Source organism: Flavobacterium xylosi (assembly GCF_042787345.1).
Lineage (GTDB): Bacteria > Bacteroidota > Bacteroidia > Flavobacteriales > Flavobacteriaceae > Flavobacterium > Flavobacterium xylosi.
In genome coordinates, this window is record NZ_JBHZPZ010000004.1 from 224,023 (window position 1) to 240,018 (window position 15,996).

Consider the following 15,996-nt stretch of genomic DNA (forward strand, 5'->3'; position numbering starts at 1 on the left):
TAGTTAATTAGTTATTATTACAAAGCTATCAATAAAACTTTTAAACTTTGTTAAATTAAACTGGAATTAGAGCTTATTATATAGATTATTTCTGACTTTTAAATTTTTCTAACTTTATTCCTATATTTTGTTATTTTCGTATAAAAAAATCCCATTCAGTTGCGTGAATGGGATCTTTTTTAAATTAATATCGATTACCAAATTTTCACGCGGTTACTTGGTTCAACATACATTCCGTCGCCTTTTTGAATTCCAAAAGCTTTATAAAATTCATCCAGATTTTGAATCGGCACATAAGCACGGTACATTCCCGGCGAATGCGGGTCTGTTTTTACTTGGCTTTTTAAAGATTCATCACGCATTTTTGTGCGCCAAACAGTTGTCCACGAAATAAAGAAACGTTGTTCAGGAGTGAAACCGTCGATTAATCCCGGATTTCCATTTTCTTTTAAATACATCTGTAATCCATCAAAAGCAGCATTTACTCCACCCAAATCACCTATGTTTTCACCCAAAGTAAATTTACCGTCCACATGAATTCCAGGCAATGGCTCCAAAGCGCTGTATTGATCAGCCAATGCCGTCCCAAGAGCAGTGAATTGTTTTAAATCTTCGGCTGTCCACCAGTCCACCAGATTTCCATCTGCATTGTATCTCGCACCACTATCATCAAATCCATGAGAAATTTCGTGTCCGATTACCGCTCCAATTCCACCATAATTTACAGCCTCATCCGCTTGATAATTGTAAAAAGGCGGTTGTAAAATAGCTGCGGGAAACACAATCTCATTATATGAAGGATTGTAATATGCATTTACGGTTTGCGGAGACATCCCCCATTCTGTTTTATCAACCGGTTTTTGAAGTTTATCTAACGATTCTTGAAAATTCCAACGAGAAAGATTCTGCACATTTTCAAAGAAACTTCCTCCCTCTTGTGTACTTGCAATTTTCAAAGCAGAATAGTCTTTCCATTTGTCTGGATACCCAATTTTGATCGTAATCTTATTTAATTTTTCAACGGCTTTAACTTTAGTTGCCTCAGACATCCAAGTTAAATTGTTGATTCGGTTTTGGTACGCCAAAACCACATTTTTAATCATTTTCTCTGCTTTTGCTTTTGCTTCGGCAGGAAACATTTTCTCAACGTATAATTTCCCCAAGGCCTCTCCAATGGTGTTATTAACGGTTTGCAAAGCTCGATCTTCACGAGGTCTTTGTTTGATTGCGCCCGTCAACGTTTTACCATAAAAATCAAAGTTAGCAACTTCTATTTTAGTAGACAATTGACCACTTGATTTATTAAGCAAAGACCATTTTAAATATTCTTTCCAGTCCGCTACTTTGTTTTCTTTAAAAACAGTTTCCAGCGCTTTCATATATCTTGGTTGGTTGACGTTTACCGTATCTAATTTTGTAAAACCAATACCTGCAAAATAATTTTGCCAGTTGATTGCCGGCGTCATTTTCTGTAAATCAGCGATAGACGTCGGATTGTATTGCAATCTGTCATCTCTGCGTTCTACTCTATCCAATCTTGGGTTAGACAATGCTGTTTCTAAAGCTAAAATTTTAATCGCACTTTGCTTAGCTTTTGCAGGGCTTTCACCAATTAACTGTAGCATTCTCTCAACGTGAAGTACGTATTTATCTCTTTTTTCTTTAGAATCTTTATCCTCAGAAGAATAATAATCTTTGTCCGGCAAACCTAATCTGCCTACCCCAAGACTCACGGAATTTTTATTACTGTTTTTTTCATCGGCACCAACTCCAACTCCAAAAAAGCCTATTCCTCCAATCGGTTCCATTTCAACCAATAATTTTTGTAAATCCTGAATGTTTTTAACCGCATCAATTTTGGCCAAATACTTTTTTAATGGTTCAATTCCTTTTTTATCTCTTGCTACGGTATCCAAAACAGACTTGAAAAGATTAACCGCTTTCCCTTGATCCGTATTCGACTTGTACATCGGGTTTTTTGAAGCTTCCTTCAATATATCCAATGCATCCTTATCCGTTTTTTTAAGCAATTCGTTGAAACTTCCCCACGAAGTTCTATCACTTGGAATTTCCGTTTTGTCCAACCAAGCTCCATTTACAAATCGGAAAAAATCATCATTTGACCTGATTTTTTTATCCATATTAGAAATATTGATACCCGGTTGCACGTTTACTGGGACACTTTGTGCATGGCTAACTGTGAGTCCAAAGATTGCCGGAATCACAAAAAGAAACTGTTTTTTCATTTTATATAATGGTTTAGACATATACACAAACTTATCAATAAAATTTTTAAATTTTGTTAAATATCTGACTAAAACTACATTTTGTTAAATACCCCCAATTAACAACTCCTTTTTGTATTTTTGTGGCAAATTACTTTTATGAAATCTATTTTATATAAATACCGAAAATTCCTTGGTGTTTTATTAGTCTTCTCTATCATAACGATTTACTTATTTTACGTGGCGCTTAAACCAAGCAAATCATTGCCAATATATAATCCTGCAGATGTGAACCCCGAATTGGTAGACAGTACCGTTCAATATATAAGCAAGTACCACACTATCGTTGATTTTTCTTTTGTAAACCAAAACGGAAAAACTATCACCCAGAGGGATTATGAAGGTAAAGTATATGTCGCTGATTTTTTCTTTACCACCTGCGGTTCTATTTGTCCAAAGATGACCACTAATTTAGCCGAAGTTCAAAAAGCAATCCTTAATAACCCTAAGGTAATGTTATTGTCACACACCGTTTTTCCAGAAACGGACAGCGTTCCTATTTTGAAAGCGTATGCGATCAAAAATGGAGTTGTTGACAGCAAATGGAACTTGGTCACCGGCGACAAAAAAGCCATTTATACGATGGCCAGAAAATCCTATTTGGCGGTTAAATTAGGAAAACCAGAACAATTGTATGACATGGTTCATACCGAAAATTTTGTCTTGGTTGACACCAAAAGAAGGGTTCGCGGTTTTTACGACGGAACTAAAAAAGAAGACATGAAACGTTTGATAGAAGATATTGGTTTTTTATGCACGGAATAAAAACAATTATAAATTTGGATTCCAACCTTTTCATTATCAATCTAATTAACAGCCGCAAAATAGCATCTTTAATTTGCCTAAAAAAGGTACAAAAATGATAATTATCATTTGTTTTGGTATTATAATATGTACTTTTGCAATCTTAATTCAATCTAAATAAGATTTGCGAACTACGATACATTCTCTCAAAAAAGGCGAAAAAGCCATTATCAAAGATTTTGACATTGACACCGTTCCCTTGAAGCTATTAGAAATGGGATGTTTACCTGGAAACATGGTGGAATTACTTCAAATCGCTCCATTCGGAGATCCTCTATATTTGAATATCAATAATGGTTCCCATGTTGCTATTCGCGTGGAAACAGCCAGAGAAATCGAAGTTGAAATAATCAAAACCAACCTATGGTAAGCAATCGAAACATTAATGTCGCTTTAATTGGAAATCCTAACGTAGGGAAAACTTCGGTTTTTAATCAGTTAACGGGTTTAAACCAACAAGTGGGGAATTATCCCGGAATCACCGTTGAAAAAAAGATGGGATTTTGCAAATTACCCAATAATGTCAAAGCCAATATTCTGGATTTACCAGGAACATATAGTTTGAATGCGAGTTCCATTGACGAGAATGTAGTTATCGAATTATTACTGAATAAAAACGACAAATTATATCCAGACGTAGCTCTTGTGGTTACCGATGTAGAAAATTTGAAACGTAATTTATTGCTTTTCACCCAAATAAAAGATTTAGAAATCCCAACTATTCTGGTCATAAACATGGCCGATAGGATGGCGTATAAAGGAATAACACTGGACATTCCTTACCTTGAAGAACACCTGAAAACTAAGATTGCACTGATCAGTTCCCGAAAAGGTTTTGGAATTGATGCCTTAAAAAATTTGATTGTCACTTACAAAACAATCTCCACCGAACCTTGTTTGAATGCGTCTAGTATTGATGCTGAATATTTCAATACACTACGCAAAACATTCCCGAATCAATTGTTATATAAACTGTGGTTAGTCATTACACAGGATGTAAATTTCCTGAATTTAGATCGTAATGAAATCCGAAGTTCGTTTACTAAATCACATTCTGATTTGAAACGTTTGCAACAAAAAGAAACCATAAAACGCTATCAGTTTATCAATGATGTGCTGAAAGTAGGAATGAAAATAGATGAAACTGTCGCTAAAGATTTCCGAAGCAAACTGGATCGTGTGCTCACGCATAAAGTTTGGGGTTACGTGATTTTCTTTTTAATCTTATTCGTGATTTTTCAATCCATTTTTGAATGGTCAAAAATCCCAATGGATTTTATCGACAGCACTTTTGCTTCGTTAAGCACTCTTGCTGCCGAAAAATTGCCTGCGGGAGTTTTAACCAATTTAATTTCACAGGGAATCATTCCCGGCATTGGTGGGATTTTGATATTTATCCCACAGATTGCCTTCTTGTTCATGTTTATTTCCATACTTGAAGAAAGTGGCTATATGAGCAGAGTCGTTTTCCTGATGGATAAAATCATGCGGAAATTTGGATTGTCCGGTAAAAGTGTTGTACCGCTTATCTCCGGAACAGCCTGTGCAATTCCAGCAATTATGGCAACTCGAAATATAGAAAACTGGAAAGAAAGACTGATTACCATTTTAGTAACCCCTTTTACAACCTGCTCAGCAAGATTACCGGTTTATGCCATCATTATTGGCTTAGTAATCCCTGACACTCGCATTTTTGGGATTTTGAATATGCAAGGAATGACCTTGATGCTGTTGTATCTCCTAGGTTTTGGAATGGCTATTTTCTCGGCTTATGTTTTAAATAAAATTCTGAAAATAAAAGGCAAAACCTATTTCGTTGTTGAAATGCCTAACTATAAATTACCGCTTTTCAAAAACGTTGGAATCAATGTTATTGAGAAAACCAAGGCTTTTGTTTTTGGAGCGGGTAAAATCATTTTGGCTATTTCAATCGTCCTATGGTTTTTAGCTTCCTACGGTCCGGGGGCAAATTTCAATAAAGCAGAAAAGATCGTATTGGAAAAAACGAAAGACAAAGCGTTATCAAAAACAGAATTTGAAAATGCAGTAGCGTCACAAAAACTAGAAAATTCTTATATTGGTTTAATGGGAAAAACCATTGAACCTGCTATTTCTCCTTTAGGTTATGATTGGAAAATAGGAATTGCCGTTATCAGTTCATTTGCTGCCAGAGAGGTATTTGTTGGCACATTAGCCACAATCTACAGCGTAGGTGGTAGCGAAAACGAAGTCACTATAAAAAACAAAATGGCTGCTGAAATCAATCCGGAAACTGGAGAAAAGATATTCAATTTTGCCTCAGGGATATCTTTATTGTTATTCTATGCTTTTGCCATGCAATGTGCCAGTACACTTGCTATTACCAAAAAAGAGACCAACAGCTGGAAATGGCCTTTAGGACAACTTATTTTTATGAGCGGCTTTGCTTATGTTGTAGCTTTGATTGCTTATCAAATCCTGAAATAAAAGACTACCGTTTTCCTTTTCCAAAATTTATGTACCCTAAATAAAAATTATTTTAATTTCCAAATTAACAGTATCGCAAAACATAGAAATCACACAAATTTTTTAATAAGTTTTGCGTATTTCCCAGCAAAATTCAAATTCCAACATACGTATAATCTTTAAGTTGACGATTATATCAATTTACTCAACCTGGAAATTCTGCCAGAACGTGGACGATTTATTGAACAAATGTTAAAAATGAAAAATTATTATTTTTAATTTGTCTAAATAAGATTAACGTTCTAAATTTGCCCGAAAGAACTAATATAAATATCAAGAACATGAAATACACGTTTTCACTATGTATGTGTTTACTAATAACAGCGTTTTACGCACAAGAAATTGAGCGTCAACAAAACGACACAATAAAAAATTTGCTACCAGTCTTGGTAGCTCTAAAAATTCAAAGTCCTGAGCGTATGCCAGATGTTAAAGAAAATGTACTTTATTCCGGGAAAAAAAATGAAGTGTTAAAACTTTCTAACATTAATGGAAACTTTACAACTAATAATGCGAGAGAAACTTTTTCTAGAGTACCTGGTGTAAACATTTGGGAAAACGAAGGATCGGGTATACAAATCAATGTAGGTGTAAGAGGCTTAAGTCCTAACAGAAGTTGGGAATTAAACACTAGACAAAACGGATATGACATTTCATCGGATGTTTTTGGGTATCCAGAAGCGTACTACAACCCGCCACTTGAGGCAGTAGAAACAATCGAATTGATACGCGGAGGAGCTTCACTACAATTTGGACCTCAATTTGGGGGAATGATAAATTATGTTCTAAAAAGAGAAACAAAGAAAAAATTTACTTTTGAAACCCAAAATAGCATCGGTAGTTATGGCTTAATGAGCTCTTACAACGCTATTGGTGGTACCCTAAAAAACTTTTCGTATTACTTATATAACCATTCAAGAAGCGCTGATGGATGGAGACAAAACGGAGAATATACCGTACGAAATACCCATGCGTTCTTAGAATACCGTTTTACTCCAAACACTAAAATTTCTGCTGAGTATACCAATATGGATTACCAAATGAAACAATCTGGAGGGTTGACCGATGCTCAATTCGAACAAAATCCGCAGCAATCCTTACGCAATCGCAACTGGTTTGGTACGCCTTGGAATGTGTTATCGATACAATTAGACACTAAGATTAATGAAAATTTAACGTCTAACACCAAATTATTTGGTCTTATTGGAGAGCGCAACAGTGTTGGGTTTACTGCAACACCAAATGTTGCTGACGCTATAAATCCTACTACAGATAACTATGCCAACCGACGAGTAGATCGTGATTTTTATGAAAACTTTGGTGTAGAAAACAGAAATGTTTACAAATACAAATTAGGTAAAACATCCCATAACTTAGCTTTTGGGGCACGTGCATACCAGGCAACAACTATTCGTAAACAAAGCGGAAATGGTACAACAGGAAGTGATTTTGATTTATCTGTAAATCCTGATTATACAAGAAACATAAAATTTAAGACTGAAAACATCGCATTTTTTGCAGAGAATCAATTTAGAGTTAATGAAAAATTTAGTGCTACGCCGGGAGTTCGTTTTGAACACATTACCTCTAATGGTGCTGGTTTGTTTGCTGTAGATAAAGGTGCAAATGTAAATTTTGACGCAGCACCAATTGTGCGTAACAAAGCGTTGTTTGGACTTGGATTAGAATATAAATTTGCTAGTACCAATGTGTATGCTAATATATCTCAAGCTTACAGACCGATACTTTTCTCTGACTTAACGCCTCCTGCAGTTACAGATGTGATTGATCCAAACTTAAAGGATGCAAGCGGTTACAATGCTGATTTGGGATATAGAGGAAATATAAACAACTACATCAACTTTGACATTGGTTTATTTTACCTTCAATACAACAATCGTATTGGTGGAGTGAGGCAGTTTACAAATAATGATCCATCACAAGGAACTTTCTTGTACAGAACGAATTTAGGAACTACTGTAAACAAGGGTGTTGAAAGCTTTTTTAATATCAATATTACACGTTTTCTTAATATAGAAAATAAAGTGGGGAATGTAGACTTTTTTGCTTCAATGAGCTTTATTGACAGTCGCTACACCGATTTTGAAACTTTTACAACAACAGGAACACCACCTAATACGGTAATAAAAAGTTCTAATCTGGACGGTAAAAGAGTTGAAAATGCGCCTCGTTACATTCATAATCTAGGGCTTTCATGGGGAAAAAACAACATATCAACTACGCTACAGTACCGCTTAACAGGAAAAATATTTACAGATGCTAATAATACCACAACACCATCTGCAAATGGAGTAACCGGAATGCTAGATAAATACAATGTGTTTGACTTTTCATCAGAATATAAATTCTTAGAAAACTACAACATCAGAGCAGGAATAAACAATGTTTTTGATGAAGCTTATGCTACTAGAAGAGCTGGAGGTTATCCAGGTCCGGGAATTTTACCCGGAGAAGGAAGAACATTTTACATTTCCATTGGTGCAAAATTGTAATTGAATATGAAATTGCTGTTTCATAATCTGAAATAAATTTTTGGTATTAACTTTGGAATCATGGCACAGTTGTAAAAACTTTGTCATTAGTTTAACGCAAGAAGCAACCCTTTTCGGGTTGCTTTTTCTTATATTTACGATATGGATATTCAAGAAATTTTAGCTTTTTTAGCACTCGGAATAGCACTTGCTTTTTTGATTAAAAAATTCTTCTTCAAAAAGAAAAAATCTGATAAAGATTGCGGTAGTGGCGATTGTGGTTGTCATTAAAATTGTTATTTGGAATTTATTTTTTTTAAACTTTAAAAAAGAAAATACATTTAAATTGGACTATTTTTAAAACAGAATCAAAATAATTTTTTCTTAAAAAATCTACCTGTTACTTTAACCTATTTGATTTAAATTAACTAAATTTACATAGTACAAAGTCTCGTTTTATACTCAAAATCAGTCACTTCCATTTGTAACTTTCAAAATAATGGTTTTTGATTTGAACTTGAATTAAAGATGTATTTTGAACATACTTTCAGGACTTTTAGCTTTACTCTTACGCAGCAATTAAAATTATAGAACTACTATAAAATTGGTGATTGGTATCTTGTTATAATTTAAAAGGAGAAAACTACAAGAAACCTGGATTCAACACCTATCATTATGAAAAAAGTAAACTGTCTTTTTTCATACTTAGTCATTTCATTGGCTACTTTTCAAAAAAATATTTTGTTAAGCAGTAAATGAAAACTTCTTGTGTTTATTATGTTGCAATTGATTTCAAATCAAAAATGAACCAATATCAACTAATCATGAAAAAGTTTGTTTTATTATTATTTATACTAAACACTACATTTCTTTTTGCTCAAAAAGAGATTTCTGGTTTTGTATTAGACAATGCTGGCGTTGCCATTTCAGGCGTTAACGTCACCGAAAAAGGAACAAACAACAGTGTTTCTACTGATTTCAATGGAGCCTACAGTATTAATGTTAAAGAAGGAGCTACTTTGGTCTTTAGTTACTTTGGTTACTCTAAACAAGAATATGACACAATTGAAACTATTCTAAATGTTGTATTATCTCAAGGAGACGGAGACGGTCATAACGAATTTGTCGTGACCGGAACAAGAGCTGCTCCCAGAAGTAATATCACGACTGCGCTTCCCATGGATGTACTATCATCTAAAGAACTAACGGCAACCGGAAGGGCCACTTTTGATAAAGTATTACAGTATAAAATCCCCTCTTTTAACACGGTTCAAACTCCGGTAAACGATGCTACTTCATTACTTGATCCCTATGAAATTAGAAATATGGGACCAAGTCGAACACTGATACTAATCAACGGAAAACGAAAAAATTTAAGTTCGTTACTTTATGTTCAAACGTCCCCGGGTCAAGGGGAAACGGGCACTGACATTTCTGCAATACCAATTGACGCTATCGAACGAGTCGAAATTCTGCGTGACGGAGCCTCACCTCAATATGGTTCAGACGCGATAGCCGGGGTAATAAATATTATATTAAAAAAGAGAGCAGATGAAGGTTCAGCGACTTTAAAAACGGGAATTACAGCTGAAGGCGATGGTGAAATGCTGGGCGTGAGTTTGAACAATGGATCTACAGCGGGCGATAAAGGATTTGTAAATTATACTTTAGATTTTTCGAAAGTAAACTTGGCCAACAGACCCGGAAAAGTGGACGCAGAAGGGGATTTTAATGATTTTGTTAAAATAAATCCAGTTCTATATAACAGTTATGTCAACAATGACAATACTCTTGGAGGTACTAATATAACGGGAATGAACGATATTCAAATTAATACCGTTTTCGAACAATATAAAGGCTCCCCTGACTATAATGCAAAATTAGCCACCATAAATCAAGGTAATATAACAGGAAGGCAAGCCGTAGATGATTTTTTAAAAGAAAAACCGGATGGAGGAAATATAAATGGCTCTCCACAAACAGCTGCCATAAAATTCCTGGTCAACGGTGAATTCAATTTATCTAATGAAACACTGTTGTACTATAATGCTGCTTATGCATATAAAAAAGTAAACTCTTTTGCAAACTACCGAACCCCATATTGGAGATCCATAAAAAATCCATTTGAAAACAGTAGTATTCCAAATTGGAGTAAGTCATCCGTTTATCCCACCTATTTAAAAGATTTTTTTGGTGATGGCACGACCGCTTCCTATAAAGGATATCATCCAGCATTGACTGGGGATTTGAACGATTACAATGCTACTTTGGGTTATAAATCCATAAAGAACGGATGGAATACCGATGCCAGCATAACTATTGGAGGTAATTCGCAAGCCTATAGAGTGGAAAACTCGCAAAACAAATCTGACATAGTAACTTATACAATAGACCCTGCAACGGGACTCCCTATGATCAATCCTGCAACGGGACTTCCTTTTACAACTAACGTTTATAAAGAGAACAGTCCAATATCTTTTAAACCAGGAGGGGCTTCGTTTAACCATATTGTGGGTAACTTAGACATTTCTAAAGTGTTATCTGATAAAATAAGCATTGGTTTTGGCTCGGAGGTCAGAACCGAAACCTTTGTCGTTACCGAAGGAGATAAGGCGTCTTGGGATGGAGAAGGTGCTGATTCTTTTTCCGGGAACAGACCGGAAAACTCAGGCAAATGGAATCGATATAATTTAGGCGGATACTTCGATTTGGCGTATGATTTCAATAAAAATTTCCTGATAAACGGTACGGTTCGTTACGAAGATTACAGCGATTTTGGATCGGCAATTGTTTGGAAATTAAGTTCCAGATATAAATTTTACAAAGATAAAATCACGGTAAGAGGATCCGTCTCCACTGGATTTAGAGCACCAACATTACATCAAATTTACACTCAAAAATCACAATATTCCTTAGCACCGGGCCAGGGAATACAGATTAGCGGGTTAATCAATAATATTTCTGTACAGGCAAGTGTTTTAGGCATTCCTGAATTAGAGGCCGAAAAATCAACTAATATCACTGTAGGAATAGGAGCCAAACCTCTGAAAAACTTTAATTTCACTGTTGATTACTACAATATTAAAGTAAAGGACAGAATCATCTTAGGAGACAAAGTAGAAACACAATTTGGTTCCGTTGCCTGGTTTGAAAATTCTTTCGATTCGAGAACTTCAGGATTGGATGTAGTCCTTAATTACGGTATTATAAAATTAGCAACCGGAGAATTAAATTTCAATTTGTCCGGAAACGTAACTTTTGAAAACAAAAGAATTTCACCGGTTGCCAGTGATAATTTTGGGGCGACACTTGATGCATTAATGTTTACATCAAGGCCCGAAACAAAATGGATTTTGGGAGCCAATTACAAATTTAAAAAAATTGACTTATCCCTTAACAACACCTACTTCGGAAAAACAACATTCAAACAAGATGGTTTAGATCCAAACTTAAAAACTGAGTTTATACCAAAAATAGTCACTGATGTAGGAATTAATTACGCTGCAACCGATAAAGTAACAGTGGCCTTTAATGTGAACAATTTATTAAACGTATTACCCGAATGGAAATTTAAAGCTGAAAATGCTGCCGGAACTGCCATTTTGAATGATCCCGCTCAAGTAAAATCACAGTTTAACTTGATTACATTCAATGGCCGCTATTCTCAAATGACCTATCAAGGATATCACTTTAGCCAATTAGGAACCTTGTTCAGCTTGTCTTTAAGCTATAAATTCTAAAACAGAATTCTGATCCGCCAACACTTCATTAAAAACAAAATCTATGACACTTAAAAACCGCATATTTTTTCTGGGAGTAATCATCATACTGATGGGAGCAAATCCAATGTCAGCCCAAGAGAATTCAGAGGTGCAAGAATATGCGTTAAAAGCCGATTTTTTGTATCGTTTTGTAGATTATGTTTATTGGAAAGAGTATTCAAAAAAACAGACTTTTAAGATTGCTATTCTGGAAGAAAGCCCAATTACAACTTCATTACTTAACGTTACTAAAAACAAAAAAATTGAGGTAAAGGAATATAAAAATCTGAACGATTTACGTTTCTGTAACATTCTGTTTGTGCCTTACAATTGTACAATTCCAATTGAAACAATTCTAGCTAAATTTTCCGGAAAACCAATATTGATTGTAACCGAACAAAATGGTTATGGAAAAAAAGGGGCGCATATGAATTTTGTCATCGTTGAAAACAAATTAAAATTCGAAGTAAATCTAAAAGCAATAAATAAAGCCGGAATTGGAATCAGTTCCTTCTTATTACAGCACGCCATTATTGTGCAACAATAGTCTTGAAAAACAACCAATAAATGATGAATCTACGCAACATCTCCATTAAAAATAAACTGGTACTCATGCAGGTTTTCACCTCGGCATTAGTGTTAGGAATTTGCATTACCTCTTTTGTGCTGATTGACATTAAAGGATTCAAAGACAGAAAAGCGGTAAGTTCAACTGCCATTGCCCAAGTGGTGGGCTTTAATATCGTTTCTGCTCTAGAGTTTCTGGATGATGCCGCCGCGAATAAAATTCTATCGGAATTAAAAGTGCAACATGATATTTTGAATGCAAATATATTGGACAAAAAAGGTAAAGTCTTTGCATCCTATACTAAAAAGGGATCCAATCCAAAATATCAATTTGCTGTTCCCGCGATGGATCAAAAAAGCTTCTTGTTTACCAACGAAAATCTTTTTGTTTACAGCAAAATCAAAAAGGATAATAAAACGATAGGATTAGTTTGTATCCGCTTTGAATTATCAGAATTGAATAAAATAAAAATGGACATTTTGAGTCTGGGTGTTGTACTACTACTTGTCGGAATCGGACTTGCATTTCTAATTGCCATTTTTATAAAAAAATACATCTCGAAACCCTTGTTGAATTTGGTAAAAGTGATACAACAAATAAAGGACACAAATGATTATACAACCCGCACGGTAGTTGAAGGAAAAGATGAAATTAGTATTCTTTCCTTCGGGCTTAATGACATGCTTGCCACTATTGAAAAAAGAGATAATGAAGTGGCACAATCCAAAGAACAGTTGAATGAACAAAACATACTTTTACAATCGGTTATTCAGAATATGGGTGATGGATTAGTCGTTGCAGATGAAAATGGAAAATTCATCATTTGGAATCGAGCTGCGGAAAAAATAATTGGAATTGGCCTGCTGGATATCCCCGAAGAGAAATGGGCTGAAACCTATGGCATATTATGGCCAGACACGAAAACCACTTTAGCTACTGCTGACCTTCCCATAGTTAAAGCGTTGCATGGTGAAGAAGTAGACGATATGGAAATATTTATACAAAATTACAAAAAAACCGAAGGCAATTTTGTCGTGATATCTGCCAGACCTTTAAAGGACTCGGCTGGCAAGATCAATGGGGCTGTGGCTGTTTTTCATGATATTACAGAACGAAAAAATTCTGAAAACGAAATTAAAAAACTAAATGAACAACTGGAACAAAAAGTAACCGTGCGCACCGCCCAATTAGCAGAAGCCATAGAAACCCTTCGCAAAAGCGAGGAAAAATATCGCGAAATAGTTGAAAACATAAGTGATGTAGTTCATACTACTGATTTCAAAGGTTATTTTACCTACATTAATCCTGCCTGCAAAAAACTGACAGGCTACACTCAAGATGAACTTACAGGAAAACATTTTTCAGAACTGGTTGCTCCAGATTGGAAAGACCGAGTGGCGGAGTTTTACTTAAATCAATTTAAAAATAAAATAGACGAAACGGTATTTTCATTCCCCATCCTTACCAAATCAAGAGAACAAAAATGGGTAGAACAAACGGTAATGCAGTTGCGCGAAGGAAATACGATTACTGGACATAAATCTATTATGAGAGATATCACGGAACGCAAAGCCGCTGAACAAAAACTGAAAGAAAGCGAAGGCCAATTGCAAACCATATTTAATGAGGCGCCTGATGCTTTGATTGTAATAAATGATGAAGGAATCATCATGAGATGGAATCCGCAAGCCGAAAAAATATTTGGCTGGACAATTATAGAAGCTTTAGGCAAACGAATGCATGAATTAATTATGCCAAAACAACACCGAGCGAATCATTTAAAAGGACTTGAACATTTTATAGATACCGGTGAAGGGCCAATTCTTAATAAAACATTTGAAACCACAGCAATTAACAAACAAAATATTGAGTTTGATATTGAGCTAACCGTGTCACCCGCTACCATTTTAGGCAAGTATATCTTCATTGCTTTTGTTAAAGACATATCATTAAGAAAAGAAATGGAAAGTCAAAAAATTGAAGCCGATAAATTAGTGCATCTTAATGAACTAAAATTGAAATTGATTCTTGAAAATATTGGTGAGGGAATTATTGTAACTGACAGCCAAAAAAGAATTGTTTTGTCCAATCACATGGCGGAAGAAATTATAGGAATAAAACAAGATCCTTCAACTCCCACTACTCTGGATTGGTCAACGAAATATAATTTATATTATCCTGACGAAAAAACCGTTTTCCCTGCCCAGAATCTTCCGTTGGATAAGGCATTAAAAGGAGAGTCAACTGATGACGTCGAAATAATAATTGAAGATTCGGAAACTAAAACCAAAAAACGGGTTATCATTAGCGGCAGACCAATAATAGACGAAAATAATTATGTAATAGCCGCTGTTGCGAATATAAAAGACATTACTTATTACAAAGAACTGGAGGTCGCTTTAGAGGAAAGCGAGCAGAAATACAGAAAATTGATTGGCTTTAAAAAGGGATAAGAACAGACTTATTTTATATACCCAATTTTTATATAATAGTCCTTTTTGTCAACAACTACGCCTTGTTTTGGATAAGGAAAAACACCGATGTTTTTTATTTTTCTTTGCTTTTCAGGAAGATATTTAGAAAACCATTTTTTGTTTTCCTCCATGTTTTTCATCGAAAAGACCATCGTATTATCCTCAACTAACTTTGAATCTTTATAAACCGATACAACGGCTGAAGCCTCCCCAGCCCATACACAGGTTACTCCTTCCGGACAACGGGAATCATTTACTACTTCTTTAAAAACTATTTGATAGCCACTTTTTTTAAGGCACTTTTTCTGCGTAATTTTTACATGTTTAATATTTTCTTTTGGTGTGGCTTGTGCGAATGCCAGCGTATTAAATAAGACTAGGAATAACAGTAGTGACTTTTTCATAATTGATTGTTTTTATAATTGTTCTTTCAAAGATAACACCAAATTTCCTAATTCAACTTCACAAAAAGGTTGCTGGCAATTTTATTAGAAATCGTCAAATCTTTATTGTCCATTTTTATTTTTAATGACAAGTCGAAACTTTCCTTTGCTATGATTTCAATTTTAGAACCCAGTGCAATTCCTTGCTTGTCCAGATATTTCAAAAATTCTGAAGAGGTATCTTTAACGCCAACACAAATCCCTGTTTGATTTTCATGCAATTCCGACAGCAATTGTTTTTCAATTTTAATGATTCGGCCATCGGCATCCGGAATGGGATCGCCATGCGGGTCTTCCGTTGGATTTCCCAGAAAATCATCCAGTTTATTGATGAGTTTTTCGGACTTTATGTGTTCCAATTGTTCTGCGATATCGTGCACCTCATCCCAAGAAAAATCCAATTTTTCAACCAGAAAAACTTCCCAAAGTCGATGTTTCCTGACAATCATTTTTGCGGATAATTTCCCTTTTTCGGTCAATGAAACACCTTGGTATTTTTTATAGTTTATTAAATCTTTTTCAGCTAATTTTTTGAGCATATCCGTCACAGAGGATGCTTTAGTTTCCATCATTTCAGCAATAGCATTGGTGCTTATTTCTGAATCCGAAATAATCGTTAAATGATATATCGTTTTAAGGTAATTTTCTTCTGAAAAGGTCATTT

Annotated in this window: 11 protein-coding genes; 8 read left to right on the plus strand and 3 right to left on the minus strand. The window is 35.0% G+C overall.

All coding sequences use genetic code 11. The features are described 5' to 3' along the window. Positions 1-194 precede the first annotated feature (194 nt). Entirely contained in the window at positions 195-2,246 is a 2,052-nt protein-coding gene (locus tag ACFX5E_RS05125) for a M13 family metallopeptidase (protein WP_379854103.1), read from the minus strand. A gap of 138 nt (positions 2,247-2,384) precedes the next feature. On the opposite strand from ACFX5E_RS05125, the gene ACFX5E_RS05130 reads away from it, so the two are divergent. The 8 genes from ACFX5E_RS05130 (at position 2,385) to ACFX5E_RS05165 (ending at position 14,868) form a co-directional block, all read left to right on the plus strand. After that, positions 2,385-3,050 (plus strand): SCO family protein, encoded by a 666-nt coding sequence (locus ACFX5E_RS05130; protein WP_379854104.1) that lies wholly within the window; start codon positions 2,385-2,387, stop codon positions 3,048-3,050. Positions 3,051-3,213: 163 nt separating this feature from the next. Continuing rightward, on the plus strand, positions 3,214-3,459 hold the full coding sequence (locus ACFX5E_RS05135; RefSeq protein WP_073211342.1) for a FeoA family protein: 246 nt from the start codon (positions 3,214-3,216) through the stop codon (positions 3,457-3,459). Then, complete coding sequence (gene feoB / locus ACFX5E_RS05140) at positions 3,453-5,555, plus strand: ferrous iron transport protein B (RefSeq protein ID WP_379854105.1); 2,103 nt, start codon at positions 3,453-3,455, stop codon at positions 5,553-5,555. Before ACFX5E_RS05135 ends, feoB begins: the two co-directional genes overlap by 7 nt. 458 nt (positions 5,556-6,013) lie before the next feature. Then, positions 6,014-8,107 (plus strand): TonB-dependent receptor family protein, encoded by a 2,094-nt coding sequence (locus tag ACFX5E_RS05145; protein ID WP_379854106.1) that lies wholly within the window; start codon positions 6,014-6,016, stop codon positions 8,105-8,107. A gap of 141 nt (positions 8,108-8,248) precedes the next feature. After that, positions 8,249-8,377: a FeoB-associated Cys-rich membrane protein gene (locus ACFX5E_RS05150; protein ID WP_379854107.1), complete on the plus strand. Its 129-nt coding sequence runs from the start codon at positions 8,249-8,251 to the stop codon at positions 8,375-8,377. A gap of 533 nt (positions 8,378-8,910) precedes the next feature. Beyond that, the gene (locus tag ACFX5E_RS05155) at positions 8,911-11,826 is read left to right on the plus strand and encodes a TonB-dependent receptor (RefSeq protein ID WP_379854125.1); all 2,916 of its coding nucleotides are present in this window, start codon (positions 8,911-8,913) and stop codon (positions 11,824-11,826) included. Between the two features lie 43 nt (positions 11,827-11,869). After that, a complete protein-coding gene (locus ACFX5E_RS05160) occupies positions 11,870-12,394 on the plus strand; it encodes a YfiR family protein (protein ID WP_379854108.1) in 525 nt (174 codons plus the stop codon). A gap of 20 nt (positions 12,395-12,414) precedes the next feature. Continuing rightward, positions 12,415-14,868 (plus strand): PAS domain S-box protein, encoded by a 2,454-nt coding sequence (locus ACFX5E_RS05165; RefSeq protein ID WP_379854109.1) that lies wholly within the window; start codon positions 12,415-12,417, stop codon positions 14,866-14,868. 8 nt (positions 14,869-14,876) lie between these two features. Here ACFX5E_RS05165 and ACFX5E_RS05170 read toward each other — a convergent pair whose 3' ends face one another. After that, positions 14,877-15,293, minus strand: coding sequence for a hypothetical protein (locus ACFX5E_RS05170; protein WP_379854111.1), 417 nt, complete (start codon positions 15,291-15,293; stop codon positions 14,877-14,879). Between the two features lie 47 nt (positions 15,294-15,340). Beyond that, positions 15,341-15,994, minus strand: a complete 654-nt coding sequence (locus ACFX5E_RS05175) for a metal-dependent transcriptional regulator (protein WP_379854112.1) — start codon at positions 15,992-15,994, stop codon at positions 15,341-15,343. Positions 15,995-15,996: the final 2 nt, after the last annotated feature.

Excerpts from the sequence above, each read along its gene's own strand:
- ACFX5E_RS05125 (WP_379854103.1), bottom strand. The coding sequence starts at position 2,246 with ATGAAAAAACAGTTTCTTTTTGTGATTCCGGCAATCTTTGGACTCACA.
- ACFX5E_RS05130 (WP_379854104.1), top strand. The coding sequence starts at position 2,385 with ATGAAATCTATTTTATATAAATACCGAAAATTCCTTGGTGTTTTATTA.
- feoB (WP_379854105.1), top strand. The coding sequence starts at position 3,453 with ATGGTAAGCAATCGAAACATTAATGTCGCTTTAATTGGAAATCCTAAC.
- ACFX5E_RS05145 (WP_379854106.1), top strand. The coding sequence starts at position 6,014 with ATGCCAGATGTTAAAGAAAATGTACTTTATTCCGGGAAAAAAAATGAA.
- ACFX5E_RS05150 (WP_379854107.1), top strand. The coding sequence starts at position 8,249 with ATGGATATTCAAGAAATTTTAGCTTTTTTAGCACTCGGAATAGCACTT.
- ACFX5E_RS05155 (WP_379854125.1), top strand. The coding sequence starts at position 8,911 with ATGAAAAAGTTTGTTTTATTATTATTTATACTAAACACTACATTTCTT.
- ACFX5E_RS05160 (WP_379854108.1), top strand. The coding sequence starts at position 11,870 with ATGACACTTAAAAACCGCATATTTTTTCTGGGAGTAATCATCATACTG.
- ACFX5E_RS05165 (WP_379854109.1), top strand. The coding sequence starts at position 12,415 with ATGATGAATCTACGCAACATCTCCATTAAAAATAAACTGGTACTCATG.
- ACFX5E_RS05170 (WP_379854111.1), bottom strand. The coding sequence starts at position 15,293 with ATGAAAAAGTCACTACTGTTATTCCTAGTCTTATTTAATACGCTGGCA.
- ACFX5E_RS05175 (WP_379854112.1), bottom strand. The coding sequence starts at position 15,994 with ATGACCTTTTCAGAAGAAAATTACCTTAAAACGATATATCATTTAACG.